The organism is Dyella halodurans (assembly GCF_026283925.1).
Classification (GTDB): Bacteria; Pseudomonadota; Gammaproteobacteria; order Xanthomonadales; family Rhodanobacteraceae; genus Dyella; species Dyella halodurans.
Genome location: NZ_JAPDPF010000014.1, coordinates 23,481 through 48,857 on the forward strand (window position 1 = coordinate 23,481; position 25,377 = coordinate 48,857).

The following is a 25,377-nucleotide window of genomic DNA, read 5'->3' on the forward strand; positions in this document are numbered from 1 at the left end:
GTCTGCCGCTCTTCATCTCCCTCTCTCCCAAGGCAACCTATGATCTACGTGCTCCTGAGCGTCATCTGCAGCGTACTGGTGTCGGTGCTGCTCAAGCTGGCGCGTCGCCTGCAGATCGATGTCGGGCAGGCCATCGCCTGGAACTACGTGGCAGCCAGCGTGCTGACGGCCGTCGTGTTCCATCCCTCGCTGGAGGTGCTGCGTAGCCCGCAGGCGCCATGGTTGGGCTTCGTGGGACTGGGCCTGCTGCTGCCCTTGATTTTCCAGGCCCTGGCCGCGTCCGTGAACAGCGCGGGCATCGTGCGCACGGACGCCGCGCAACGGCTGTCCCTGATGATCTCGCTGCTCGCCGCCTTCTTGCTGTTTGGTGAGCGCCTGAGCGCGTCCAAGGGAGCGGGTGTGGCGCTCGGCCTGTTGGCGCTGGCCTGCATGGTGTGGCGCACGGAGCGCAAGGATGCCGAAAGCGGCGGCTGGCTGTGGCCGCTGGTGGTGTTTGCCGGCTTCGGTGCGATCGACATCCTGTTCAAGCTGGTGGCGAAGGCCGGCACGCCATTCGCGGCCTCCTTGCAGGCGATGTTCGCGCTGGCCCTGGTGGTGGCGTTCTTCCTGCAGCTGTGGCGTCGCTGGCACGAGCGGCTTCGCCTCACCGTGCGCGACGTGATCGCCGGACTGCTGCTGGGCCTGGCCAACTTCGGCAATATCGTGTTCTACGTGCGTGCCCACCAGGCCCTGCCCGACCATCCCGCCCTGGTCTTTGCCAGCATGAACCTCGGCGTCGTGGCGCTGGGCGCGCTGGTGGGCCTGTTCGCGTTCCGCGAGCGGCTGAGCCGGGTGAACCTGCTCGGCCTGGTGCTGGCTCTGCTGGCCATCGGCTTGATAACCCGGGCCTGAGAGCCCCTTCAAAGTCACCGCGAGCGCAGGTCTCCCCGCACCCCCTCCTACCCGTCATCCCAGCGAAAGCTGGGATCCAGTGTCTTTCGTGCGTCGAAGAGGTGGGTAAATGCAGAGCAAGTCGCTGGATGACCAGCCCTTCGGCTGTTGAAGAGCGCCTCCAGCTTTCGCTGGGATGACGATACTAAAGGGTGACGTTTGGGGTGACTTCTGGGGTATGAAACTTGACCAGCTCAATGCCTAAGCTGATTGCTTTCGCGCGCCTCGCGCCTCCCAGGGGTTTCACACATGCGCAAGCTCTCCCTCGCCGCCGCCCTCGCCGCGCTGATGCTCAGCTCGGGCGTCTACGCCGCCGACAAGAATGACAACGACAAGAAGCCCGAGGACAAGCCCGACGCCGCGCTGCTCAAGCCGCAGACCTCGGAAACCTCGGGTTCGGTAAAGGTCGAGGGCAAGAACATCGACTACAAGGCGGTGGCCGGCACCCTGGTGCTGCACGGCAACGGCGACAAGGAAGCCGAGGCCCAGGTCAGCATGTTCTATACAGCGTACTTCAAGAAAGGCGTCGAGCCGGGCAAGCGCCCGATCACCTTCATCTACAACGGCGGCCCGGGCTCGGCCACCGTGTGGCTGCATATGGGCGCGTTCGGTCCCAAGCGCGTGGTGACCAGCGATGATTCGCACACCCCGGCCGCGCCGTATGGCCTGGTCAACAACGACTACAGCCTGCTCGACGCCTCCGACCTGGTCTTCATCGACGCACCGGGCGCCGGTTTCAGCCGCCTGATCGCCGACGAGGCGGACAAGGGCAAGCGCGAGGAGTTGATGAAGGAGCGCCGCAAGCAGGTTTACGGCGTCGACGGCGATGGCCACGCCTTTGCCCAGTTCATCACCCAGTTCCTGTCCAAGTACAACCGCTGGAACTCGCCCAAGTACCTGTTCGGCGAAAGCTACGGCACCACCCGTTCGGCGGTGGTGGCGAACATCCTGGAAAACGAGCACAGCGTCGACCTCAACGGCGTGGTGCTGCTGTCGCAGATCCTCAGCTTTGACACCGACATCGACGGCGCCGCCAACAACCCGGGCGTGGACCTGCCCTATGTCGTCGGCCTGCCGACGTACGCCGCCACCGCGTTCTACCACCACAAGCTCCCCCAGCAACCGGCGGCGCTGGAGCCGTTCCTGCACGAGGTGGAGCAGTTCGCGCTGACCGACTACTCCTCGGCGCTGATGGCCGGCTCGCGCCTGGACGGTGCGCGCAAGCAGGCGGTGGCCGAGAAGCTGCATCAGTACACCGGCTTGCCGGTGGCCTATCTGCTGAAGGCCAACCTGCGCGTCGACGGCGGCATGTTCGAGCACGAGCTACAGGGCGATGGCGACGTCACCACCGGCCGCCTCGATACGCGCTTCTCCGGCCCCTCGCTCGACCCGCTGAGCAAGTCGTCCGAGTATGACCCGCAGTCCTCGGCAATCAGCTCGGCCTACGTGGCGGCGTTCAACGACTATGTGCGCCGCCAGCTGAAGTTCGGCGACGGCCTGACCTATCGCCTGTTTGCCGACATCGATCACTGGGAGTTCGCGCACAAGGCGCCGGGTAGCACCGAATCGCTGCAGCAGTCGACCAATGTGATGCCCGACCTGGCCACGGCGATGAAGACCAACCCGAACCTGCGGGTGTCGCTGAACGGCGGTTACTACGACCTGGCCACGCCGTATTTCGCGGCCGACTACGAGATGCATCACATGCCGATTCCGGCCAACCTGCAGAAGAACATCTCGTACGCCTGGTACCCGTCCGGCCACATGGTCTACGCGCACGAGGATTCGCTGAAGCAGCTGCATGACAATGTGGCCCGCTTCATCGACGAAACCGACAACGTCAGCAAGCATTGAGGTCCCGAGGGTGCGGCGGCCTGCGGGCCGCCGCACTTTCACATAGGGCTGAATAAGCTGGCGTTACGCTCCGGATTCCCCACCCCGGAGATGTACGCATGAGCACTGAGACCGTTGCCAAACGGCTGATCGCACTCTGTCGTCATGGCCGTTTCGAAGAGGCGCAGCACGAGCTTTACGCCAAGGATGCGGTGAGCATCGAGCCCGAGGCGTCGGCGCAAGGCCCGCTGGGCAACGTCAAGGGCCTGGACGCGATCCTGGAGAAAGGGAAACGCTTCCAGGAGGCCGTGACGGAGATGCACGGCGTCGAAGTGAGCGATCCGCTGGTGGCCGGCAACTGGTTCAGCATCGTCATGACCCTGGACGCCACCATGAAGGAATACGGCCGCGTCAGCATGAGCGAGGTCTGCGTGTATCACGTCAAGGACGAGAAGATCGTGCACGAGCAGTTCTTCTTCGATCAGGGCTGACCTACGCCGGACGCCCAAGCCCTGTAGGAGCGCACCCTGTGCGCGATCGCAGCGTCTCGACGTTACCGCTCCGTAGGCTATCGCGCACAGAGTGCGCTCCTACAGACACGGAAACCTTGGATCGACGGATGAAAAAAGCCCCGCTTCCGCGGGGCTTTTTGTCTTGCACGAATCGACCCTGATCAGTCGATATCGAGGAACGACCGCAACTGCTCCGACCGGCTCGGGTGACGCAGCTTGCGCAGCGCCTTGGCCTCGATCTGGCGGATGCGCTCGCGGGTGACGTCGAACTGCTTGCCGACTTCCTCGAGGGTGTGGTCGGTGTTCATGTCGATGCCGAAGCGCATGCGCAGCACCTTCGCCTCGCGCGGGGTCAGCCCGGCCAGCACGTCGCGCACGGTTTCCATCAGGCCCGTTTCCGTCGCCGACTCGATCGGCGAGCTGGCGTTGGTGTCCTCGATGAAATCGCCCAGATGCGAATCCTCGTCGTCGCCGATCGGGGTTTCCATCGAGATCGGTTCCTTCGCGATCTTCAGCACCTTGCGGATCTTGTCCTCGGGCATCTCCATTTCCTTGGCCAGCTCCTCCGGCGTCGGCTCGCGGCCGAACTGCTGCAGCATCTGGCGGGAAATGCGGTTCAACTTGTTGATCGTCTCGATCATGTGCACCGGGATACGGATGGTGCGTGCCTGGTCGGCGATCGAGCGCGTGATGGCCTGGCGGATCCACCACGTGGCATAGGTCGAGAACTTGTAGCCGCGACGGTATTCGAACTTGTCCACCGCCTTCATCAGGCCGATGTTGCCTTCCTGGATCAGGTCGAGGAACTGCAGGCCGCGGTTGGTGTACTTCTTGGCGATGGAGATGACCAGGCGCAGGTTCGCCTCGACCATTTCCTTTTTGGCGCGGCGGGCCTTGGCCTCGCCGATCGACATCGTGCGGTTGATTTCCTTGATGTCGGTCAGCGGCAGGAACAGCTGGCGCTCGATCGAGGCGAGCTTTTCCTGCTCGGCGTCGATGACTTCCTTGAAGCCCTTGATGTTCGGCGACCACTTCTGGCGCTTGCGACCCAGCTCGGCCGCCCACTCGAGGTTGCCCTCGTTGCTCGGGAAGGTCTTGAGGAACTCGGCCTTGGGCATCTTCACGTGCTTGACGAAGATGTCCATCAGCACGCGCTCGTGGTGACGGATGTCGTTCACCACTTCGCGCAGCTTACGCACGAAGCCGTCGATCAGCGCGGACGGCAGCTTCAGCTTGAGGAACTCCTCAGCCATCTGGTCGCGCAGCTTGACGATCTTCTTGTCGGTGATGTCGGTGGCCTTGGGGGCCGCCTTCTGGAACTTGCCGTAGTAGTCGCGCAGCAGTTCCATGCGACGCTTGACCTCTTCCGGATCCGGACCGGTCGGACCGGCTTCCTCGTCCTCGGCGGTCTCGTCTTCTTCCTCGTCGACTTCGACGTCGGCGTCGACTTCCGCTTCGGCCGCCGCAGCCTGGGCCGCGTCGGCAGCCTCTTCCAGGTCGGCGAAGCCGGCCAGGATCTCGCTCAGGCGGCGCTTGCCGTCCAGGTGCTGGTCGTACTCTTCCAGCAGCAGCTGGATGGTCAGCGGGAAGCTGGCGAGTGCGGTCTGCACCTGGCCCAGGCCTTCCTCGATGCGCTTGGCGATGGCGATTTCGCCTTCGCGGGTCAGCAGCTCGACCGTGCCCATCTCGCGCATGTACATGCGCACCGGGTCGGTGGTGCGGCCCACTTCGGAGTCGACGGCCGAGAGCAGCGCGACCGCTTCTTCGGCGGCGGCTTCGTCATCGGTGCCGGTGCCCGGCGCAGTGTCGGAGAGCGGATCGGCATCCGGTGCAGCGTCGTGCACTTCAATGCCGACGCCCTTGAGCACCGCCATGATGTCTTCGATCTGCTCCGGATCGACGATGTCGTCGGGCAGGTGATCGTTAATCTCGGCGTAGGTCAGGTAGCCCTGCTCCAGACCCTTGGAGATGAGCGCCTTGATTTCCGATTGTTGCTCGGGAGCTTTGCTATTCATACCTACCGCCGCGTATGCAGGAACCGATCAGTATACCCATGTGATGCTTTTTTGACCAGTTTTCAAGTGAAAAACATGCGAACGCCGACACGCAAAAATCGCGCCAAATAGGCATCTTCGGGTGATTTCATCGAAGTCGCTAGCCGTGTCGTGGTGATGTTGCTCATGGCGTCTCCAGCCAGAACGTCACCGGCCCATCGTTGACCAGGTGAACCTCCATATGGGCACCGAAGCGGCCAATTTCCACCCTCGGGTGCGCCGCTCGCGCCAAGGCCACCAGGCGCTCGAACCAGCGTCGGCCTTCGTCGGGCGTGGCCGCGCTGGTGAAGCTGGGGCGCATGCCCGAACGCGTGTCGGCGGCCAGGGTGAACTGGCTGACCAGCAACAAGTCGCCGCCGGTATCGGTCAACGAGCGGTTCATGCGGCCTTGCTCGTCGGAGAACACGCGGTAGCCGAGCAGCCGTTCCAGCATGCGCTTGGTGCGGGGTTCGTCATCGCCGGGTTGCACGGCGACCAGGGCGAGCAAGCCGGCGCCAATGGCTCCTACCGTTTCCTGTTGTCCATCGGCTTGGGCGACATCGACGCGGGCGGACTGGACGCGCTGGATCAGGGCGATCATGGGGAGTCAGAAGATGGCGATGGATGCAGTTTAGGGCCTGCCGATGCCCGCCGCACGACCTGGGCCAGGTCGTGTTGGCGCACGGGACGGGTACACTGCGCCGCTCATGCGACCCGACATCTATCTCATCTACCTGCTGCTGCGCCTGTTCGGCCTGTTGCCGCTACGCATGCTGCATGGCATCGGCGCGGCCATCGGCCGCTTCTCGCTGTGGCGTCATAGCGGCACCGCGCACAACGCCTCGGTCAACCTGCGCATTGCCCGCCCCGGCCTCGACGATGCGGTGCATGCCGAGCTGTTGCGTGCGGCCATGATGGAAAGCGGCAAGTCGGCCACCGAGATCGCCAAGATCTGGGGCAGCGATGCCGAGCGTGCGCTGGACATGGTGCGCGAGGTGCGCGGCGAGGCCTTGTTCGACGCCGCCCTGGCATCCGGCAAGGGCGTGATCGTCGCGGCCCCGCATCTGGGCTGCTGGGAACTGCTCAACTACTGGCTGTGTCGCAAGACCCCGATGGCGATTCTCTATCGCCCTCCACGCATGGCCGCGGTGGAAGCCTTGCTGCGCAAGGTGCGCGGCGCCTTGGCGCCGGAACAGGTGCGGGCCGAGGGTGCCGGCGTGCGCACGCTGTACAAGCGGCTCGCGTCCGGTGGCACGGTGGGCATCCTGCCGGACCAGAAGCCACGTGCGGGCGATGGCGAGTTCGCCCCGTTCTTCGGTCGCGATGCGCTGACCATGGTGTTGCTGCCGCGGCTTGCTGCGCGTACCGGAGCCACCGTGTTGTTCGCGTTCGCCGAGCGGTTGCCCAAGGGCGAGGGCTATCGCATCCACCTGCTACCGGCACCCGAGGGACTGGTCGACGCTGACCTTGCCGTGGCCTGCCGGGCGCTCAATCGTGGCGTCGAAGACTGCGTGGAGCTGGCCTTCGCCCAGTACCAGTGGCACTACAAGCGCTATACGGCCATGGACCGCACCAGCCCGTACGATTGAGGGCTGCCTGCGGGACGCCGTCATCCCCAGAGGCATCGTCATCCCTGGAAGAACCGTCATGCCAGCTTGACCAGCCTTCGGCTGTTAAAAGCCGCTGGGATGACGATCCATAGCGGGTTCCTAGCCGAGGCGGCGCAGGAACACGGTCATTTCCTTCTCCGCCTGCTTGTCGCCACGCGCCTGCGCCACCTGGATGCCTTGCTGCCATGCCGCTGCTGCGCCGGCTTGGTCGTCCAGCGCCAGGCAAGCCTTGCCGAGCAGTTTCCACGCGGCCGAATAAGCCGGGTCGAACGTCACCGCCTGCCGCAGTTCATCGGCCGCGCCCTCGGCGTCGCCGGCCGCAAGCAAGGCGTTGCCCAGCGAGAAGCGCAACAGCGCACCGTCGCGAGGTCCACCGCACTGCGCGCGCAGGTTGGCGATCAGGTTGGCCGTCATGGGCGAGCCCTACTGCATGGAGCGGAAGCGCCAGTCATCGACTTGATAGACGCGGGTGGGGTGCACGGGTTCCGGTGGTACGCGACCGGCGCGCAGATCCGCCAGCGAAGCGGCAGGCCAGATCACCACCCAGCCCGAGCGGAACGGTTGCACCAGCAGCGCATAGCGCAAGGCCTCGGCGCCCAATTTGTCCGGATGCTCCACCACCAGTCCGTCCGGGTGCTGCTGGGCAAAGGCCTGCAGCGACTCGCCTTCGTACACGCGCTCGATGGCGTGGGTCAGCCGACCCTCGAAATGGAACTGCCCTTCGTAGGTGCCCAGCAGGCCGATGGCACGATGTTCCGTATCGGCAGCGCCCAGCAGGTGCGCCGACGGCCGCAGGTCGAAGTTCTGCCACACGGTCAGGGTGAACAGCGTATTCAGCGCCAGCGTGCCGACCAGGCCCGCGACCGCCAGCCGGCGCACCTCGCCACGGCCACGCAGCAACAGCAGCGCACCCAGCAGCACGAACACCACGCTGAAGAAACGGCTATAGCGCTGCGTGGTGTCGAACCATTCGCCATGCAGCTCGTTATGGGCCACCAGCAGCGGCAGCGCGAACAGGAAGGCGCCGAACAGGATGCCGGCCACGCCCAAGGGCCAGGTGCCCAGCCAGGGGTTCGTCGCCAAGGCCGGACGCTGGTCGCGCAGCACCGCGATGGCGCCGGCGATCAGCAGCGCCGCGCCGGCGTACTCGGGCAGCGGGTAATACCACTGCTTGCCGCTGATGAACGAGAACGCCAGCAGCACCGGCAGCAGCCAGCACAGCGCGAAGCGCAGGCCCATATCCAGCGGACGGCGCAGCGTGATCAGCGCCACCCAGGCCCGCGGCCAGCCGCTGAAGGGGAACAGCAGTCCCGGAATTGCGGGCAGGTACCACCAGAACGGGCGCGCGTGATCGAACGCGTCGACCACGCGCCCGGCGGTCTGGGTAAAGAACAGGCGCTGGCGATACGCCTCGCCACCGCTGAAGCCGGCGGGCAACGCCCAGGCCAGCAGCAGCGCGCCGCCGAGCAAGACGGACAACAGGCCACGGCCATACCAGCGGGCGCGGTTGTCGCGGGCCCAGTCATTCCACAGCGGCCCCAGCAACCAGGGGAAGGCAACGTGCAGCAGCATCACCGGGCCCTTGGTCAGCAGGCCGGCGCCGATGCACAAGCCGAACAGCAGCCAGCGTGGCTCGGCGCGATGCGCCTTCGGCGTGAGGCACAGCAAGGCGGCCAGCACCCACACGGCCAGCAGCACCTCGTACATGATCTGCAGGCCGAACAGGAACGCATAACCGAGCGCCAGCAGGATCCACGGCGCGCCCTTGGCCACCCACGGGCGGTTCGGGAACAGCCGTTGCGCCAGCACCGACACCAGCACCAGCTGGGCGCCGCCGAAGATCACCTCGAGCACGCGCGGCCAGATGTCGTTGACGCCGAACACGAACCAGCCGGCGTGAATCAACCAGAACAGCAGCGGCACCTTCTCGCTGTACGGCGTGCCATTGATATGCGGCACCAGCCAGTAGTGGTGGTTCCACATTTCCCAGGCCACCGCGAGGGTGCGGGTGGAGTACAGCGGCATCGGGCCGTGCGAGAAGATCGCCAACAACGCAGCCAGCGTCCACAAGGGCAGCCATGGCCAGAGCGACCGGAGGTGTTCGGAACGGCTGTAGCTGCTGGATGCCACGGGCATTCCTCTTGGTGAACGTGGGGCGATTCTAGGGCCTGTTCGCGCCTTCCGCGTGGTCCGCGTTACTAGTCCGTGGCCGCCAGGTGGTAGTGCGTGGCGCCGGCCTGGCTGGCTGCCAGGTCAAGCCGCGCGCTGCCGCCTGGCGGCCACGGACTAGCAACCCTCCGGGCCGGGTCTTTTTGCCCTCCATCCGGCGTCATCACTCGGTCGTGTACGGACGTACACTCCCTCGTTCTTCCTTGTCTGGCGCGCAAAAAGATCCCGGCGCGGACTACGCGGAAGGCGCGAACAGGCCCTCGCCCGAGCCAAGCTTGGGCCACGATACGGCCGGACCGCCGGTCGCGCTATATCAGGCCGGACCCCAGTAACCAATGCGACGACGGATCTTGAGCTTGCGCCAGAAGTTCCAGGGCTTGCGACGCCGGTTGCGCCCGCCCGCCGCGACGAACGTGTCGATGGCCTGCAGCACGCGCTCGCTGGAATGCCCGTCGCGATACGGATGGATGGCGTCGCCATACTCGCGGATCGCCTGCATCAGCTCGGGCGGGCGCGCCAGCGCGCGTTCGATCGCCGGCTCGAACTGCGCAGCCTCGTGGATATCGATCAGCTGCGGCCCGGGGCGACGGTTGTTGAACGTCACCACCGGCTTGCCGGTCAGCAGGAACTCGTTGAGTGCGGACGAGGTGTCCGAGCACATCATGTCCACTTGCGGGAACAGTTCCAGAATGTTGTCGTTCTCGGCGAAGCTGAGGAACTCGTTTTGCAGCGCCTTGTAGCGCGCCGTGGTTTCCGGCTTCATCTTCGGATGGAAGGTGACGATCCAGCGCCAGCGGCCATCGCGCGACAGTCGCTTCACCTCGTCGTACAGCGTCTCCGCGGCGCTCCACGAAGGCGAGAAGGTGGAGTGATAGAGGATCACCGGCGGCTTGCGCACGGCTGGCAGCGGCCCGCTGATTTCCTTCATGAAAGGGTCGAGCTTGGGAAAGCCCGTTTCAATCACGGTGAAGTGGCCGACCCGGTCGGCAATTTCATTGAACTTGGCGGTGTCGCGCGGTCCGGTCGTGCAGTACAGATCGAAGAAACCGCGCACATAAATATGCCGTGGCTTGCCGGCGTCGAAGCCGTGGAAGGTTTCCACTTTCACGCCAGGGAAAAAGTGCGGCACGGCGTTGCTGGACGTGATCACCGCCAGCGGATTCCAGCGCCGCACTTCATCGACGGTGAGCAGCTTCTCGCCTTCCACCAGATCTTCCGCACCGGGGCCATCGAAGAACCACGCCGCTTCGTCCCCGCGCGCGCGTATCGCGTCCTGGATGGGGCGCAGGATGGCCAGCGCATAGCGCTCGGAGCCATATAGAAGATAGTGCTGCCTGCTCATGCTTCAGCGATCGATGCCATGACGGGTCAGTGCTGCGGCCGCGTTTTCGACCGAGCCCGGATTGCACTTCATTTCGTAATAACGCATGCGCTTGTAGACGGCATACGAAGCGGCGGTCTCGGCGACGACAAAGCCGCGCCAACCGTCCAGGCAGGCCAGTCGAAGGATGTAGTCCTTGATGAAGGTGACCGGGTAGACGAACGGCATCTCCCACAGCCGCAGCGGCTTGTTCTTCTCCAGCCAGTCACGGCACTTCAATTCGGCGTAGCGCAGCACCTTGACCTGTTTCTCGGGCAAGCTGGGGTTGTTCTCGTGGTTGAAGGACGCTTTCAGCGTCACCGAGGGTCCGTTGAAGCGCAGCGACTCGTGCACGCGCACGTCGGCCCAGCGCGCCCGCTCGCGATGGAACAGGCGTGCCATCTTCTCGCCCATCGCCGGCAGGTACCAGCGCATGGGCGCGCCCATGAAGATGGTCGCGCGGCGCAGGTAGGCAGCGCAGATCTTGCTGGCCATCAGCTCCGGCAGGCATTGCTCCAGCTCGGCGCAAAGCGCGGGCGACAAGTACTCGTCGGCATCCAGCGCCAGGATCCATTCGTGGCTGCACTGGGTCGTGGCGAAATTGCGCTGCGGCCCGAATCCCAGCCAGTCCTGATGCACGACCCTGGCACCGTGCGCTTGCGCAATGGCGACGGTATCGTCAGTGCTGCCGCTGTCGATGACCACCTTTTCCGCGGCGAACGGCACGCTGTCGAGACAGCGCGCAATATTGTTCGCCTCATTGTAGGTGATGACGACGAGGGTGATGGGAAGGGTAGGCATGAGCGGGATTCTAGAGCCTGTGGCGGGCTGGAGACCAATGGGCGCGGCGCGCAAGCGAATCGTCGCTTCTGGCTAGAGCACTTTCTGCAGGGCTGCGTCGAGCCGTGTTTCAAAGCCATGCTGGTTCTGCAGATACCAGGCGCGGGCCAGTCGCCCCCGTTGCTCCCATTCGGCCTGCTGCATGTGGATGCAGCGCTCCACGGCCTGCTCCAGCGCGTCCTCGTCGAACAGATAGCGGGTGGCCAGATTGAGCGGCTCGCCGGCGGTCGCCGCCACCGTGATGCCACGCTCAGGCGTGACCAGCTCGTTCATCGGTGGGGCGTCGCAGGTCAGCACCACGGCCGCGCAACTCAGCGCCTCGGCGATGTAATGCCCCCAGCCTTCGGTTTCCGAAAGGCATAGCTGGAAGACATGGGTGTTTTGCAGCGCGCGAATCTCTGCAATGTCCGCCACGTATTCACGCCGGTGTTCGATATTGCCCGTCGTGCTGTTGGCCTCGTCGTCCGTGCCCGGCGCCTGCAAGACATGCAGCATCGGCCATTCTGGATGCCGTCGCCACACAGCCAGCAACCGCTCCGTGCCCTTCATGCGGCTGGCGCCCGCAAGATGCAGGAAGGTTGGTTGCCGAGCGATGCCGGGCTGAAAGCAGTCGGTGCTCTGGAAGCCGATATGGATCGCCGGCGCGCCTAGCCGGTTGAACAGCGCCGTCGCCGCCTCGGTCTTGGTGAACACGGCATCGAACTTGCCCAGGTGCCGGCGATCCCGCCCGGAAAACCATTCCGGGTTCGGAATGAAGACGTTACGGCGCGCCAGGCCCCAATGGTCCGGGCACACGTGCTCCAGGGTGATGCTCAAGTCGTAGCGATACTCGCTGCTGCCTTGCAGCCGTTGCGCGAACCGCCGCAGGCGCTGGGCCAGCGACTTCCACCGGCGGCGCTCGCGCGGCGGCCCCACGGCCGTGAAGCTCACCTCGTGACCGAGGTTGCGCAAGGCTTCCGTCAGCAGGCGGATATCGTGGCTGAGTCCGCGGTTGTTGTCCCAGGCGATGAGGTTGATGCGGGCCATGGCGTCAGCGCGGGAATAGCCGAGGGGCAAGGCTCATGTTGGGGCGACCTCGCGCAGTGACCGCTCACGCTGCAGGCGGCTAGCCAGGACCGCCATGCCCAGGGTCAGGAAGAAGAACAGCGAATGCGGCATCGGGCGATACAACACATTGTCGGTAAAGCCGCATAGCGCATACATGCTCACCGTGAGCAGGCCGATGGTGGCCGTGGTGGCCGCGGTGTCGCAGGGGTCGAATACGCGGCGGGCAAAAAACACCATGGGAACCCCGAACAGCAGCAACAGCACGATCAGCCCAGGCACGCCGCCACACGCCGCCGCCTCCAGGTATTCGCTATGCGGGTGCGTGTATTTCGCGATGCTCTCGCTCGCCAGGCCCTTGCTTACCAGGGTCTGGGTGTACGCACCGAACTGATCGATGCCCACGCCAGCCAGCGGGTGCTCCATGAACGCGCGGGTGCCGACACGCCACATTTCTATGCGCTCGCGGACGGCGCCCTGGCTATCGTCCGCGCGGTAGGTCGTCACTTCATGGCCGATGGCAGTAAAGCGTTGCAGGATCTCGCCACGCAGGAACACCACGGAAACGGCCGCGATGGCCACCGCGCCGCCAAGCACGATCAGGGCATCACGCCACTGTTTCGTGCGCACCACATGCAGCAGCACCACCATCAGGAACACCGGTGCGAAAGCCAGCAGCGGGCCACGGCTTTGCGTGAGCAGGGCACCGAAACTGCCCAGCACGGCGCAGGCCGCATGCAGCGCGCGCTCCGGCCAGGAAAGCTGCGGACGCAGCATCTGCACCACGGCGCTCAGCGACAGCACGAGGATGAACATGGCCAGCTCGATGACGCCCCAGTCGGCGCCATCCAGTCCGGTAGCCCGCGGCGCGCCCTGGATATAGTGCTGGTAGATACACACCAGCCCGAGTGCGGCGGCGCCGAGGCTGAGCCCCAGCCAGAACCAGCGCACGTGGATGGCGCGCCCAAACACCGCGGCGATCGCCAGGAAGGCCAGGATGTGCGAGGGCAGGTCCAGTTCGGTCCAGCCGAGGCGATGCCCCACACTGTTGCCTATCGCATAAAGCATGCTCAAGGCGCAGGCCAGCACCACCGCCCGGGCGGCCCGGTAGTTGGCGCGAACTTCCCGGTCGGCGATCAGGAGGCCGATGCCGTAGAAGAACAGCAAGGCGATCGGCAGCACCTTGAGCCTGACAGGCACCGCGAAGGAGACCGGCAGCAACGCCAGCAGCAGCGTCGCGACAAAGGTGCGGGCGCGGGAAGCCTGGGGGGCGCGTGGAACCTGGTTCATCAAATCCTCTTCATTGTCCGGCTTGTTAGGTATAAGCCAGCCCTGTCCGCACGAGTGCGAACCCTGTTTCACTGCGGTATTCCGCTAGGTCCCCAGCCCGGCGGCGATAGGGATATTGCCGCACAAGCTATGACATTCTATGGGGAAAAAGAGCCCCCTGCTGCCCATTCGGCGAGGCTGGGTTCATCCGTCGCAAGCCCTTTCGAAGGGCTCTCTGTCGCCATCGAGGCCCCGGTTTGAAGATTCTTTTCACCAACTTCCATGCCGGCGACGGCGGCGGCCACACCACCTATATCCGTGAACTCGCCGCGGCCCTGGCGCCACGCCATGAAGTTCATGTGGCCGCCCCGCCCGGCAGCCGCCTGAATCGCGAGGCGCGCGCCCTGCCTGGCGTGTTCGTCCTCGATCAGCCGTTTCCGAATGGCCTGAATCGATGGCGGGCGCGCCGCCATGCGCGGGCGCAACTGAAGCACTACCTGCGGACGCATGCCTTCGACCTGGTCCATGTGAACGGCTCGGCCGACCATCGGCTGGTGTTGTCGGCCATGCCGGCGACGCGCCCCGCCCTGGTCTGGACCAAGCACAACTCCAAGCGCGTGCGTGGCCTGGGTGCATCGCTGCGCGCCCGGCAGACCGACCAGGTGATCGCGGTATGCGAATACACCCGCCGCGAACTGCTGCGCACGGCCTACCGGCGCTGCCGGATCGACACGGTCTACAACGGTGTCGATATCGAACGCTGGAAACCCTGGCCCGCGGATGCCGCGGCCGCCGAGCGCCGCCGTTGGGATGGCGGCGATGCCACGCTTTTCCTGCTCGGCAGCAATGCGGGCACCGCCAGCTACAAGGGCTGGATGGATCTGGTCGAGGCGGTGGCCTCCCTGCCCGAGGACATCCGCCGACGGCTGCGGATACCGATTGCCGGCGTGCCGCCGACCACGGAGGAACGCCAGCGTGTCAGCGCGCTGGGGCTGGACGAGCAGGTGGTGTTTCCGGGCGTGCTGACTGATCCACGGCCGTTGGTGGCCGCGCTCGATGTCGGCTTCGTGCTTTCCTACGACGTGGAGACCATCTCGTTTGCCTGCCGCGAAATGATGGCCATGGGCAAGCCCGTCTTGCTCACGGACTACGCCGGCCTGCCCGAGAACATCGATGCCGAGGTGGATGGCTGGCTGGTGCCGGTGCGCGATCGGGTGGCGATCGCCGCTGCGGTGAGGCGCTTGCTTGAGCAGCGCGATGAACTTGCCGGCATGGGGCGGGCCGCGCGCCAGCATGCAGAGCGTGACTTCGGCCTGCCACTGTTCGTGCAGCGGACCGAAGCGGTTTATCGCGAGTTGCTCGAGTCGCGACAAGCCTGACGGGAGCTCCCCGGCGTCGCTAGTCGTCTGCCGATGTCGCCGCGCCGTCCACGCTGTCGTCCGGCAGGCAGCCCGGCGTCACCGCATCCGCCTTCAACATCCACCATTCGCGCCGGTTCGCATGACCCAGGCTCATCGCCTTGCTGCGGTCGACGCAATGACCCAGCACGGGGTCCAGCACGAACAACCAGCGATGCGCCGGATCCTGCGCTTGCCATTGCACCGCCGCGGCGTACTGCGCATGCCAGGGTCGGGTGAAGCCGAAGTCCATGGCCGGACGATCGAGCATCAGCAAGTTCTGTTCTTTCCAGGCCACGAGGCCAAGTTCGTCACCCGGTGCCAGCCGGTCACGCACTTCCTGCATCACGCCGGCGGCAGAGCTGGAATCGTTGAGCAGCGGATATGCCCACAAGCTCCATACCAGCCACATGACCGTCATGCCGCTGGCCACCGCGAGCACGGCGCGGCGCATGCGCAAGCTGGCGATCAACAGCAACTGCGCGGCGCCGATCACCACCAACATCCACCACAGGGCGCGGCCACCGTCGTCGAAGCCACGCGCCGAGGCAAAGGTGCTGGCGAACTTCGGGTGGGCGACCAGGGCCGCGCCACCGACGGCCAGCATGGCCAGTCCCAGGATGCCAATGAACAGGAGCCCCGCGGCGCGTAGCCAGCGCTTCTGCAGCAGTTCGTCGAGAAACGGCGCGGTGATCAACGCCAGCATCGGCACGGCCGGCATGATGTAGACATCGCGCTTGCCTTTTGGGACCGAGAAGAACACCAGCACCAGCACGATCCAGCACAAGGGCAGCAGGATGCGTGCGTCCCTGGCCTTCAGCGCCCGCCACCAGCGCGGCAAGGTGCCGGGATAGGTCAGCGACAGCGGCAACCAGCTGAACAGCACGATGGGGACATAGAACAGCACCGGATGATGGTGGTCCCACGACCTGCCATAGCGGCCGGCCGTCTGGTGAAACAGGATGTCGTTTACATAGGCGGCATAGGCAGGGTCGCTGGCATGCGCCCGCGCACCCAACAGCATCGGTACGAGCCAGATCGCCATGGCCCCGAGCAGCGCGAGCAGTCCCAGCGACCAGCGCCACCAGGCGCCCGGCCCCATGCGCGCCACGCCATGCCATTGCCAGCGTGTGGCGACGGCATAGGGGATCAGCAACAGCAGCGAGAGTATGCCGACGCCCTTGGTGATCACCCCCAGGCCGGCACAGAAGCAGCCAAACCAGTAAGCACGCCAGTGCGGCCCCTTCAGCATGTGCACCAGCAGGCCCCAGTTCCCCGCAGTGATGAAGAACATCACCAGCGGGTCGATCTGCGCGCGCTTGGTCTGGTAGACGAACTGGAAGGTAAGCAGCAGCGCCGCCGCGGCATACAGCCCGACCCGTCTGTCCCACAGCCGCCGCCCCAGGTCGTAGACCAGCAGCAGCGAGCCCAGTGCCGCCAGCAGCGACGGCAGCAGGAAGGCGACGCGCCAGCTGCGGGTCAGCACGTAGCTGGCCGCTTCCGTCCACATCAGCATCGGCGGCTTGTCCGAATAAAGCTCGCTGCCGCGATGCGGGAACAGCCAGTCGCCGCTTTCCACCATCTGCTTGGCGGCCAGGGTGAAGCGGGGTTCGTCCGATGGCCAGGGATCGCGCAAGCCGATACCCATGCCGATCACCACCAAGGCAAACAGCATCAGCAGCCAGAACCGGCGGCGTTCCTCGGTGGTGGCTTGCGTGGCAACAGGCATGGATGGATTCCGGTACGGCCATGCCACGTCGAGGGGCAGGCTTGAGTGCGAGCGCCTGATTATCCGGCGTCAGGTTTTCTCGAGCACGGCATAGAACATGCCGTCCAGATCACCATCGCCTGGCAACACCTGCCAGCCCACGCCAGCGGCCTGGCCGACGGGCAGGGAGAACGCGACGGCGCGGGCATCCGCCTGCGTGTCCAGCCATTCGCCCACCACGGCTTCGTTTTCGGCGCGTAGCAGCGAGCAGGTGACATAGACAAGTCGCCCGCCCGGCGCGAGCAGCGGCCACAGCGCCGTTAGGATGCGGCGCTGCTGCGCCACCAGCGGGGCGATGTCGCTTTCGCGTCGATGCAGGCGCACGTCCGGGCGACGGCGCAACACGCCGGTGGCCGAGCACGGCGCATCGATCAGGATGCGATCGAACAGTTGGCCATCCCACCAGTCCGACGGTTGTCCGGCGTCGCCGCTGACGATGCTGGCCTGCAGGCCGAGACGATCGAGATTCTGCTGGATGCGCGGCACCCGTTTCGGATCGAACTCCAGCGCGGTGAGCGTAAGGTCAGCCCGCTCCAGCAGGTGACACGCCTTGCCGCCCGGCGCGGCGCAGGCATCGAGCACGCGCTGTCCCTCACGAACGTCGGCGAGATCCGCGGCAATCTGGGCCGCGCCGTCCTGCACGGCAAATTCGCCCGCGGCAAAGCCGGGCAGGCGCGTCACATCGGTGCTGTGCGGCAACACGATGGCGTCGGCCAGCCAGGCATGCGGCTCGGCCGCATAGCCGCCCGCATGCAGATGTTGGATAAGCGTGTCGCGCTCGGCCCGCCGGCGATTGACGCGCAACATCAAGGACGGCTCGAGGTTATCGGCCGCCATCACGGCATCGGCCTGGTCCGGCCAGTCGCGCGTGATGGCCTTGGCGAGCCATGCCGGATGCGCATGGCGCGTCTGCGCTTTCGCATCCAGTGCGGCCAGCAGTTCGACGCGCTCCCGCTGCCAGCGCCGCAACACGGCGTTGACCAGCCCGGCCATGCGCGGGCGTTGCAGGGTGCGCGTCGCCTGCACCGTGGCGGCGACGGCCGCGTAGTCAGGCAGTTCCAGCACTTCCAGCTGCACCAGGCCGAGCACCAGCAAGGCGTGGATGGCGGGTTCCTTCTGGCGCAGCGGTTTTTCGAGCAGGCGATCGATCGCTGCATCGAAACGCAGCCACCAGCGCGCACCATCGCTCAGCAAGGCCATCAACAGCGCGCGATCGCGCGAGTCGGCAAGGCGCGGCGCGTGGCGCTCCATGGCGTCGCGCAGGGAGGCGCCGCGAAGGGCGACCTCGGCAAGGGCCTGGGCGGCGAGGGCGCGGGTGTCCTGGCTCATGCCTGGGCGCGTCGCAGTTCGGGGCGTGCGTTGAGGTAGTCGACGGCGCCGATGCGCTTGCCGCCAGCGCGCTGCAGCGCCGTGATGCGCAGGGCACCCTGGCCGCAGGCCATCTCGATGCCGTCGCGCCCAGCGCTCAACACGCTGCCCGGTGCGGCAGCATGCTCGCGCTCGATGGCTTGTGCGGCCCAGATGCGCAGACTTTCACCGGCCAGCTCGCCCTCGGCGACCGGCCACGGATCAAAGGCGCGCACCTGCCGCTCCAGTTCCATTGCGGGTCGGGCGAAATCCAGCCGCGCCTCGGCCTTGTCGAGCTTGTGTGCGTAGGTGACCCCCGCTTCCGGCTGCGGGTGCGGCAGCAGGGTGGCGCCAGCCATGACCTGGGCCAGCCCCTCGGCGAGCACCTCCGCGCCGAGGGCGGACAGGCGATCGTGCAGCGTGCCGCCGGTGTCTTCGCGGCTGATCGGCGTACGCCGTCCCAATAGCACGGGGCCGGTGTCGAGACCGGCCTCCATCTGCATCAGGTCGACCCCGCTCTCGGCATCGCCGGCCAGGATCGCGCGCTGGATCGGCGCCGCGCCGCGCCAACGCGGCAGCAGGCTGGCATGCACGTTCCAGCAACCCAGGCGCGGCATGGCCAGCACCTTGCGCGGCAGGATCAGGCCATAGGCCACCACCACCATCAGGTCCGCCCCATAGGCGGCCAGCGTGGCCTGGATGTCGGCGGACTTCAGCGACTCCGGTTGTTCGACCGGTATGCCCGCCGCCAGCGCCGCCTGCTTGACCGGGCTGGGCGTCAGCTTGCGGCCGCGGCCGGCCGGACGATCGGGTTGCGTATAGACCGCCACCACCTCGGCGCCGCTGCTGCGGCAGGCCTCAAGGCAGGGAACCGAGAAGTCGGGAGTACCCGCAAAGACAATACGGAACGTGCGGTCGCTCAAGCGCTGGCCGCCTGCTTGCGCTGCTTGTCCATGCGCTTGAGCAGGAGCGAACGCTTCAGGGGCGAGAGGTAGTCGACGAAGACCTTGCCGGCCAGATGGTCCATCTCGTGCTGGATGCATACGGCCAGCGGACCTTCGGCCTCGACCACGATCTCGTTGCCGTCCACGTCCTGCGCCTTCACCTTCACCTTGAGGGCGCGGGTCACGTCGGCATAGATGCCGGGGAACGACAGGCAACCTTCCTGATAGACCTGGGCGCCGTCCTTCTCGATGATCTCGGCGTTAATCAAGGCCAGTGGCTGGTTGCGCTCGTCGCTCATGTCGGCGACCAGCACGCGCTGGTGCACATTGACCTGGGTGGCGGCCAGGCCCACGCCATTGGCGGCGTACATGGTCTCGAACATGTCGGCCACGAACTGCTTGAGTTCGGCGTCGAAAACACGCACGGTGGCGGCCTTCGTGCGCAGGCGGGGATCGGGGAATTCGAGAATGGACAAGACGGACATGGCTTTTACCTCAGCGCGCAAATTGCGGGCGAATTGGTAAAAACCAAGCCCGGGCGCGATCTAGAATGGGCTTCATTGTACGTCGCCAAGCTCGTGTCTGGCATGCCATTTTGCCAACTGGCTCCAGTTGCGTGGTTGAACTGTTCGGTTACACTCGCCCGAGCGTCGGGGGATGGGGGATTCCCGTTTATGATCAGAAAGTCCATTGGGCTGCTGGCCGGCATGCTGGTCACGGTGGCTGTTTATGCTGCGGGCGCGCAATTGCGTGCCGATCACCCCGATACCTATACGGTGAAAAAGGGCGACACGCTCTGGGCGATTTCCGCACGTTTCCTGTCCAAGCCGTGGCTGTGGCCGGAAATCTGGCAAGCCAATCCGCAGGTACAGAACCCGCACCTGATTTATCCGGGCGATGTGCTCAATCTGTCCTTCATCAACGGTCCGCGCCTGGGCTTGCAGCCCCGCGTGCATGCTGAAGGCGATGCCGTTCCCGCCATTCCATTGTCTGAGCTGCGCACGTTCCTCAAGGAAATGCGCGTGCTCAACAGCGATGAAGTGAAGGCCTTGCCCTACGTGGTTGGTTTCGAGGAAGCCGATCTGCGCGGCACGGTGGGTCGCAATGTCTACGTGCGCAACCTGCAGGCCCAACCGGGCCAGCGATTTGCCATCGTCCGCCCGACCCACACCTTCCGTAACTTCAACAGCAGGGCGACGCGCGACACCGGCAGCGACTTGTTGGCCCGGCCGCTCGACAGCGACGTGTCCATGGTCAGCTCGCCATGGCTGGAAGACGGACGCCACGACGACTACTTCCGCAGCGGCGACGATATCGGCACGGAAGTCAGTGTGATCGGCACCGCCGAGGTGCTGCGCACCGGCGATCCGACCACCCTGCTGTTGCTCGATTCGACCATGGAAATCCGCAAGGGTGACCGCCTCCTACCGGTGGACGAGAAGCCGTACGACCCGTACTTCTACCCGCATGCACCGAAGTCCCTGCCCGGCAATGCGCGTGTCATCGCGTTCGCCGATGCCTACGACGCAGTCGGTCCGCGCCAGGTGGTGGCACTGAACATCGGTGCACAGGACGGCGTCGACAACGGCCAGACCTATTCGGTCTACCAGCCGGGCGAGACCATTGCCGACGACGTGGCCGGCGACAGCTGGAGGCGCGGAACGAGCCCCCAGGTGACGCTGCCGCAGGAGTTCGTGGGTCATGTGATGGTGTTCCGCACCTTCGACCACGTGAGCTACGGCCTGATCATGGACGGCCTGCGTCCGATCCATCGGCACGACAAGCTCGAACTGCCGGAATAAAGCAGCCGCCAGGCAATCAGCGGCAAGAGACGACAGAACGGCGCGGTCATCACCGCGCCGTTTCTGTTTGGGCCGCCGCCTAAAGTCCTTGCATGGAAGACAGCCACGACCTCCACCCCAGGCGCGCCTGGCTGGTGCTGCTGCGTACGCCCGGGCTGGGTCCCGGCGGCCTGCGCGAGCGGCTGGCGGCGCATGGCGGGAACATCGAGGCGGTGCTGGATGCGCTGCTACGGCAGGCCGCCAGCCTCTCCGCGGAAGCACGCGCCTGGCTGATGCAGCCTGACGAAGCACGCCTGGCCGCTGACCTGGCCTGGCTGGCCGAACCCGGCCACCGCCTGCTGTGCTGCCTCGACGCGGACTTCCCGCCCTTGCTGGAAACCATCCCACAGCCACCGGCGGCCTTGTTCGTGGCCGGTGACGCCAGTCTCTTGCTGCATCCGCAGATCGCCATCGTCGGTGCGCGGAGTGCCACCCTGAGCGGCCGGACCCATGCCCGCGCGTTTGCCCGCGAACTGGGTCTGGCCGGCTTCACCATCACCAGCGGCATGGCCGACGGCATCGACGGCGCGGCCCATCTGGGCGCCCTGGACGCCGAATTGCCCACGGTGGCGGTGATCGGCACCGGGCCGGATCGGGTCTATCCGTCCAAACACCGTGGGCTGGCCAGGCGCATCGCCCAGCACGGCGCCCTGGTCAGCGAGTTTCCGCCGGGGACGCCGGCGCGTAGCGACCACTTTCCCCGCCGCAATCGCCTGCTCTCCGGGCTGTCGCTGGGCACCCTGGTGGTCGAGGCCGGATTGAGCTCGGGCTCCCTGATCACCGCCCGGCTGGCCGCCGAACAGGGGCGCGAGGTGTTCGCCTTGCCCGGTTCCATTCATAATCCGCTCGCCCAAGGCTGCCATCGGCTGATTCGCGATGGTGCGCGGCTGGTAGAGGGCGTCAGTGAGATCGTGGAGGCGCTTGCGCCCGCAGCGATCGCGCTGGGCCGTGAACTGGCCAGCCGACTCGATCTTGAGCCGGCTGAGACAGGTCGCTCGACGACGGCGGCAGATCCCGCCAGCCAGGTGGTGCTAAATGCCCTCGGTCATGGGCCGATAGCGCTGGATGAGCTGGCGGCGTCCACCGGCGAGGCTGTCTCCGTGTTGTCGTCGATGCTGCTGATGCTGGAGCTCGACGGTCGGGTCGAAGCCTTGCCTGGCAACCGTTTCCAGCGGTTGCCGGACTGAGCCAGAAGCCGCTCTACACCGCGTTTTCACATGGTCCAGCTTGACGTCGTCGAGCCGCCATGCCTTTAACTAGATATAGAGACCAGCCCCGGACGGGCCTGGCCATTGATGGCGGATACCGAGTTACATGGCAAAAAACCTGCTTATCGTCGAGTCGCCGGCCAAGGCGAAGACGATCAACAAATACCTCGGCAAGGACTTCCACGTCCTGGCCTCCTACGGTCACGTGCGTGACCTCAAGCCGAAGGAAGGTGCGGTCGATCCCGACAACGGCTTTGCCATGGCCTACGAGGTGATCGAGCGTAACGAGAAGCACGTCGATGCCATCGCCAAGGCCGCCAAGCAAGCCGACGACATCTATCTCGCGACCGACTTGGATCGCGAAGGTGAGGCGATCTCCTGGCATATCAGCGAGATCCTGAAGGAGCGCGGGCTGACCGCCGGCAAGCACCTGCACCGGGTGGTGTTCTCCGAAATCACGCCCAAGGCGATCAAGGCCGCCGTGGCCCAGCCGCGCCAGCTCTCGCACGACATGGTCGACGCCCAGCAGGCGCGCCGCGCACTCGACTACCTGGTCGGCTTCAACCTGTCGCCGGTACTGTGGCGCAAGGTGCAGCGCGGCCTGTCCGCCGGCCGCGTGCAGAGCCCGGCCCTGCGCATGATCGCCGAGCGCGAGGAAGAGATCGAAGCGTTCGTGGCGCGCGAGTACTGGACCGTCGAGGCCGCGCTGCGTCATCCCGAAGGCGACTTCAGCGCCCGCCTCACCAAGTTGAACGGCAAGAAGTTCGAGCAGTTCGACCTCACCAACGAACACGATGCGATGGCCGCACGTGCGGCGCTGAAGGAGGCCGCCCACGGCCGCCTCACCGTCAGCGACGTCGGCAGTAAGGAGCGCAAGCGTCGCCCGGCGCCGCCGTTCACCACCTCCACCCTGCAGCAGGAAGCGGCACGCAAGCTGGGCTTTTCCACCAGCCGCACCATGAAAATCGCGCAGGGCCTGTACGAAGGCGTGTCCCTGGGCAGCGAAGGCAATGTCGGCCTGATCACCTATATGCGTACCGACTCGGTCGCGCTGTCCGAGGACGCCGTGACCGAGATGCGCCAGCTGATCGCGCGCGACTTCGGCGCCAAGGCGCTGCCGGATCATCCGCAGACCTACAAGGCCAAGTCCAAGAACGCCCAGGAAGCGCATGAGGCGATCCGTCCGACCTCGGCCATGCTGACGCCGCGCGACGTATCGGCCTTCCTCAACGAGGAGCAGCGCAAACTGTACGAACTGATCTGGAAGCGCACCGTCGCCTGCCAGATGATCCATGCCACGCTCAACACCGTGTCGGTGGAGTTCGCCCTGCCGCATGTGGCCGGCGGCGACGCCTCGTTCCGCTCCACCGGTACCACCGTGGTCGACCCGGGCTTCCTGGCCGTCTACGAAGAAGGTCGCGACCAGAAGACTGCCGATGACGACGACGAAGGCCGTCGCCTGCCCAAGCTGGCTGTGGGCGAGCAGGTGGCCCTGCACGATATCCAGGCCGACCAGCATTTCACCGAGCCGCCGCCGCGCTACTCCGAAGCCAGCCTGGTGAAGGCGCTGGAAGAGCACGGCATCGGCCGCCCGTCGACCTATGCCAGCATCATCCAGGTGCTGCTCAACCGCGAATACGTGCTGCTCGACAGCCGGCGCTTCAAGCCGACCGACGTGGGCCGTGCAGTGAGCAAGTTCCTCACCGCGCATTTCACCCGTTACGTGGACTACGACTTCACCGCCAAGCTGGAAGACGAGCTCGATGCGGTAAGCCGTGGCGAAGAAGCCTGGGTGCCCCTGATGGAGCGCTTCTGGCTGCCGTTCAAGCAACAAGTGGACGAGAAGACTGAGTCGGTCGATCGCAGCGAAGCCACCGGTGCGCGTGAGCTGGGCACCGATCCGAAGACCGGCAAGCCGGTGTCGGTGCGCCTCGGTCGCTATGGCGCATATGCGCAGATCGGCGACAAGGACCAGGACGAGAAGCTGCAGTTTGCCTCGCTGCGCCCGGGCCAGAGCATGCACACCATCGCCCTGGCGGAAGCGCTGGAGTTGTTCAAGCTGCCGCGCAACCTGGGCCAGACCGAGAACGGTGACGAGGTCAGCGTGGGCGTGGGTCGCTTCGGTCCGTTCGTGAAGCAGGGCAGCACCTATGCCTCGCTCAAGGCCGAGGATGATCCGTACACCATCGAGTTGCCGCGCGCCCTGCAGATCGTGCAGGAAAAGCTCGAGATGCTCGCCAACCGCATCATCACGGACTTCGGCAACGGCGTGCAGGTGCTCAACGGCCGCTACGGCCCGTACATCACCGATGGCGAGAAGAACGCCCGCATCCCCAAGGACCAGGAGCCCAAGGCGCTGACCGAGGCGCAGTGCCTCGAGTTGCTCGCGGCGGCACCGGTGAAGAAGGGGCGCGGCGGCGCCTTCAAGAAGACGGCCGCCAAGAAGGCTGCGGCCAAGAAGGCTCCGGCAGAAAAGAAGGCGGTAGCTAAGAAGGTCGTGGCGAAGAAGGCCACCACCAAGAAAGCCGCGACCAAGCCAGCAGCCAAGAAGGCCGCGAGCAAGAAAACGGCTGCCAAGAAGACCGCCACCAAGAAGACGGCGACCAAGAAGGCTGCCAGCAAGAAGACGGCGGTCAGCCGGGCCGGCGCTTAAGTGCCGGCACGCTTCACCTTGGCTGAGCTCGACGCTGCCGGCGCCCTGTTGCGCCAGGGCGGCGTGCTGGCCTATCCCACCGAAGCGGTTTACGGCCTGGGTTGCGATCCACATGACCAGGGGGCGTTCGAGCGTCTGTTCGCGCTCAAACAGCGCCCGCCGACCCAGGGTGTCCTGTTGATTGCGGCCGATTTCGGCCAGGTCGAGCGTTATATCGATCTGGCCGCCGTGCCAGCGACGGTGCTGGCCCAGGTACGGGGAAGCTGGCCCGGGCCGTTTACGTGGATCTTCCCGCGTTCGCCGGCCGTGCCGGCCTGGGTGGCCGGCGCCCATGCCGGTATCGCTCTGCGGGTAACCGCACATGAGCCCGCCGCGGCCCTGTGCCGCGCGTTCGGCGGCGCCCTGGTCTCGACTAGCGCCAATCCGCATGGCGAACCGGCGGCGCGCTCGGCCGCCATGGTGGAGACGTACTTTGGCCAGGCGCTGGATGGGGTGCTCGATGCCCCGCTGGGCGGCCAGGAGCGTCCCACCGTCATCCGAGACGCCCTTTCCGGCGCTATCATCCGCACCTGAACGAGGTCGGCCGCCGACCGGTTTGCGCCGGCAGATGAACGATCTC

General features: G+C 65.7%; 20 protein-coding genes and 1 pseudogene. 9 read left to right on the top strand and 12 right to left on the bottom strand.

Features of this window, described 5'->3' with window-relative positions; genetic code table 11:
• The first annotated feature begins 39 nt into the window (after positions 1–39).
• The 3 genes from OUZ49_RS19930 to OUZ49_RS19940 all read left to right on the top strand — a co-directional run bounded on the left by OUZ49_RS19930 (position 40) and on the right by OUZ49_RS19940 (position 3,254).
• Positions 40–891: an EamA family transporter gene (locus OUZ49_RS19930; protein WP_266152368.1), complete on the top strand. Its 852-nt coding sequence runs from the start codon at positions 40–42 to the stop codon at positions 889–891.
• A 288-nt stretch (positions 892–1,179) separates the two neighbouring features.
• On the top strand, positions 1,180–2,784 hold the full coding sequence (locus OUZ49_RS19935) for a S10 family peptidase (protein WP_266152369.1): 1,605 nt from the start codon (positions 1,180–1,182) through the stop codon (positions 2,782–2,784).
• A 98-nt stretch (positions 2,785–2,882) separates the two neighbouring features.
• The gene (locus tag OUZ49_RS19940; protein ID WP_266152370.1) at positions 2,883–3,254 is read left to right on the top strand and encodes a nuclear transport factor 2 family protein; all 372 of its coding nucleotides are present in this window, start codon (positions 2,883–2,885) and stop codon (positions 3,252–3,254) included.
• A 182-nt stretch (positions 3,255–3,436) separates the two neighbouring features.
• Here OUZ49_RS19940 and rpoD read toward each other — a convergent pair whose 3' ends face one another.
• Entirely contained in the window at positions 3,437–5,290 is a 1,854-nt protein-coding gene (gene rpoD / locus OUZ49_RS19945) for an RNA polymerase sigma factor RpoD (RefSeq protein ID WP_266152371.1), read from the bottom strand.
• A gap of 163 nt (positions 5,291–5,453) precedes the next feature.
• A complete protein-coding gene (gene dtd / locus OUZ49_RS19950; protein WP_266152372.1) occupies positions 5,454–5,909 on the bottom strand; it encodes a D-aminoacyl-tRNA deacylase in 456 nt (151 codons plus the stop codon).
• A gap of 106 nt (positions 5,910–6,015) precedes the next feature.
• On the opposite strand from dtd, the gene OUZ49_RS19955 reads away from it, so the two are divergent.
• Complete coding sequence (locus OUZ49_RS19955) at positions 6,016–6,897, top strand: LpxL/LpxP family acyltransferase (RefSeq protein WP_266152373.1); 882 nt, start codon at positions 6,016–6,018, stop codon at positions 6,895–6,897.
• 120 nt (positions 6,898–7,017) lie between these two features.
• Here OUZ49_RS19955 and OUZ49_RS19960 read toward each other — a convergent pair whose 3' ends face one another.
• The 6 genes from OUZ49_RS19960 to OUZ49_RS19985 all read right to left on the bottom strand — a co-directional run bounded on the left by OUZ49_RS19960 (position 7,018) and on the right by OUZ49_RS19985 (position 13,621).
• Entirely contained in the window at positions 7,018–7,332 is a 315-nt protein-coding gene (locus OUZ49_RS19960; RefSeq protein ID WP_266152374.1) for a tetratricopeptide repeat protein, read from the bottom strand.
• Between the two features lie 9 nt (positions 7,333–7,341).
• Positions 7,342–9,054 carry an ArnT family glycosyltransferase gene (locus OUZ49_RS19965; RefSeq protein ID WP_425492404.1) on the bottom strand — a complete coding sequence of 571 codons (1,713 nt, stop codon included), beginning with the start codon at positions 9,052–9,054 and terminating at the stop codon, positions 7,342–7,344.
• A 346-nt stretch (positions 9,055–9,400) separates the two neighbouring features.
• Positions 9,401–10,429, bottom strand: coding sequence for a CDP-glycerol glycerophosphotransferase family protein (locus OUZ49_RS19970; RefSeq protein WP_266152376.1), 1,029 nt, complete (start codon positions 10,427–10,429; stop codon positions 9,401–9,403).
• Between the two features lie 3 nt (positions 10,430–10,432).
• On the bottom strand, positions 10,433–11,248 hold the full coding sequence (locus OUZ49_RS19975) for a glycosyltransferase family 2 protein (RefSeq protein WP_266152377.1): 816 nt from the start codon (positions 11,246–11,248) through the stop codon (positions 10,433–10,435).
• A gap of 72 nt (positions 11,249–11,320) precedes the next feature.
• Complete coding sequence (locus OUZ49_RS19980; RefSeq protein WP_266152378.1) at positions 11,321–12,313, bottom strand: glycosyltransferase family protein; 993 nt, start codon at positions 12,311–12,313, stop codon at positions 11,321–11,323.
• A gap of 33 nt (positions 12,314–12,346) precedes the next feature.
• Positions 12,347–13,621, bottom strand: coding sequence for an O-antigen ligase family protein (locus tag OUZ49_RS19985; protein WP_266152379.1), 1,275 nt, complete (start codon positions 13,619–13,621; stop codon positions 12,347–12,349).
• Between the two features lie 236 nt (positions 13,622–13,857).
• Here OUZ49_RS19985 and OUZ49_RS19990 point away from each other — a divergent pair, with 236 nt between their 5' ends.
• Positions 13,858–14,979, top strand: a complete 1,122-nt coding sequence (locus OUZ49_RS19990) for a glycosyltransferase family 4 protein (protein WP_266152380.1) — start codon at positions 13,858–13,860, stop codon at positions 14,977–14,979.
• A 1,081-nt stretch (positions 14,980–16,060) separates the two neighbouring features.
• Here OUZ49_RS19990 and OUZ49_RS20990 read toward each other — a convergent pair.
• The 4 genes and pseudogenes from OUZ49_RS20990 to def all read right to left on the bottom strand — a co-directional run.
• Positions 16,061–16,726: pseudogene (locus tag OUZ49_RS20990) on the bottom strand (ArnT family glycosyltransferase); the annotation flags it as partial.
• Positions 16,727–16,795: 69 nt separating this feature from the next.
• Positions 16,796–18,094 carry a 16S rRNA (cytosine(967)-C(5))-methyltransferase RsmB gene (rsmB, locus tag OUZ49_RS20000; protein WP_266152382.1) on the bottom strand — a complete coding sequence of 433 codons (1,299 nt, stop codon included), beginning with the start codon at positions 18,092–18,094 and terminating at the stop codon, positions 16,796–16,798.
• The gene (gene fmt / locus OUZ49_RS20005) at positions 18,091–19,035 is read right to left on the bottom strand and encodes a methionyl-tRNA formyltransferase (protein ID WP_266152383.1); all 945 of its coding nucleotides are present in this window, start codon (positions 19,033–19,035) and stop codon (positions 18,091–18,093) included. Before fmt ends, rsmB begins: the two co-directional genes overlap by 4 nt.
• Complete coding sequence (gene def / locus OUZ49_RS20010; RefSeq protein WP_266152384.1) at positions 19,032–19,541, bottom strand: peptide deformylase; 510 nt, start codon at positions 19,539–19,541, stop codon at positions 19,032–19,034. Before def ends, fmt begins: the two co-directional genes overlap by 4 nt.
• Before the next feature lie 189 nt (positions 19,542–19,730).
• On the opposite strand from def, the gene OUZ49_RS20015 reads away from it, so the two are divergent.
• The 4 genes from OUZ49_RS20015 (at position 19,731) to tsaC (ending at position 25,331) form a co-directional block, all read left to right on the top strand.
• Positions 19,731–20,858: a LysM peptidoglycan-binding domain-containing protein gene (locus OUZ49_RS20015; protein ID WP_266152385.1), complete on the top strand. Its 1,128-nt coding sequence runs from the start codon at positions 19,731–19,733 to the stop codon at positions 20,856–20,858.
• Positions 20,859–20,950: 92 nt separating this feature from the next.
• Entirely contained in the window at positions 20,951–22,084 is a 1,134-nt protein-coding gene (gene dprA / locus OUZ49_RS20020) for a DNA-processing protein DprA (RefSeq protein WP_266152386.1), read from the top strand.
• A gap of 127 nt (positions 22,085–22,211) precedes the next feature.
• On the top strand, positions 22,212–24,758 hold the full coding sequence (locus OUZ49_RS20025) for a DNA topoisomerase I (protein ID WP_266152387.1): 2,547 nt from the start codon (positions 22,212–22,214) through the stop codon (positions 24,756–24,758).
• Positions 24,759–25,331 carry an L-threonylcarbamoyladenylate synthase type 1 TsaC gene (gene tsaC, locus OUZ49_RS20030; protein ID WP_266152388.1) on the top strand — a complete coding sequence of 191 codons (573 nt, stop codon included), beginning with the start codon at positions 24,759–24,761 and terminating at the stop codon, positions 25,329–25,331.
• Positions 25,332–25,377: the final 46 nt, after the last annotated feature.

What these genes read in the sequence shown, in the direction of transcription:
- OUZ49_RS19930 (WP_266152368.1), top strand. Translation starts at nt 40, where the DNA reads ATGATCTACGTGCTCCTGAGCGTCATCTGCAGCGTACTGGTGTCGGTG.
- OUZ49_RS19935 (WP_266152369.1), top strand. Translation starts at nt 1,180, where the DNA reads ATGCGCAAGCTCTCCCTCGCCGCCGCCCTCGCCGCGCTGATGCTCAGC.
- OUZ49_RS19940 (WP_266152370.1), top strand. Translation starts at nt 2,883, where the DNA reads ATGAGCACTGAGACCGTTGCCAAACGGCTGATCGCACTCTGTCGTCAT.
- rpoD (WP_266152371.1), bottom strand. Translation starts at nt 5,290, where the DNA reads ATGAATAGCAAAGCTCCCGAGCAACAATCGGAAATCAAGGCGCTCATC.
- dtd (WP_266152372.1), bottom strand. Translation starts at nt 5,909, where the DNA reads ATGATCGCCCTGATCCAGCGCGTCCAGTCCGCCCGCGTCGATGTCGCC.
- OUZ49_RS19955 (WP_266152373.1), top strand. Translation starts at nt 6,016, where the DNA reads ATGCGACCCGACATCTATCTCATCTACCTGCTGCTGCGCCTGTTCGGC.
- OUZ49_RS19960 (WP_266152374.1), bottom strand. Translation starts at nt 7,332, where the DNA reads ATGACGGCCAACCTGATCGCCAACCTGCGCGCGCAGTGCGGTGGACCT.
- OUZ49_RS19965 (WP_425492404.1), bottom strand. Translation starts at nt 9,054, where the DNA reads ATGCCCGTGGCATCCAGCAGCTACAGCCGTTCCGAACACCTCCGGTCG.
- OUZ49_RS19970 (WP_266152376.1), bottom strand. Translation starts at nt 10,429, where the DNA reads ATGAGCAGGCAGCACTATCTTCTATATGGCTCCGAGCGCTATGCGCTG.
- OUZ49_RS19975 (WP_266152377.1), bottom strand. Translation starts at nt 11,248, where the DNA reads ATGCCTACCCTTCCCATCACCCTCGTCGTCATCACCTACAATGAGGCG.
- OUZ49_RS19980 (WP_266152378.1), bottom strand. Translation starts at nt 12,313, where the DNA reads ATGGCCCGCATCAACCTCATCGCCTGGGACAACAACCGCGGACTCAGC.
- OUZ49_RS19985 (WP_266152379.1), bottom strand. Translation starts at nt 13,621, where the DNA reads ATGAACCAGGTTCCACGCGCCCCCCAGGCTTCCCGCGCCCGCACCTTT.
- rsmB (WP_266152382.1), bottom strand. Translation starts at nt 18,094, where the DNA reads ATGAGCCAGGACACCCGCGCCCTCGCCGCCCAGGCCCTTGCCGAGGTC.
- def (WP_266152384.1), bottom strand. Translation starts at nt 19,541, where the DNA reads ATGTCCGTCTTGTCCATTCTCGAATTCCCCGATCCCCGCCTGCGCACG.
- OUZ49_RS20015 (WP_266152385.1), top strand. Translation starts at nt 19,731, where the DNA reads ATGATCAGAAAGTCCATTGGGCTGCTGGCCGGCATGCTGGTCACGGTG.
- dprA (WP_266152386.1), top strand. Translation starts at nt 20,951, where the DNA reads ATGGAAGACAGCCACGACCTCCACCCCAGGCGCGCCTGGCTGGTGCTG.
- OUZ49_RS20025 (WP_266152387.1), top strand. Translation starts at nt 22,212, where the DNA reads ATGGCAAAAAACCTGCTTATCGTCGAGTCGCCGGCCAAGGCGAAGACG.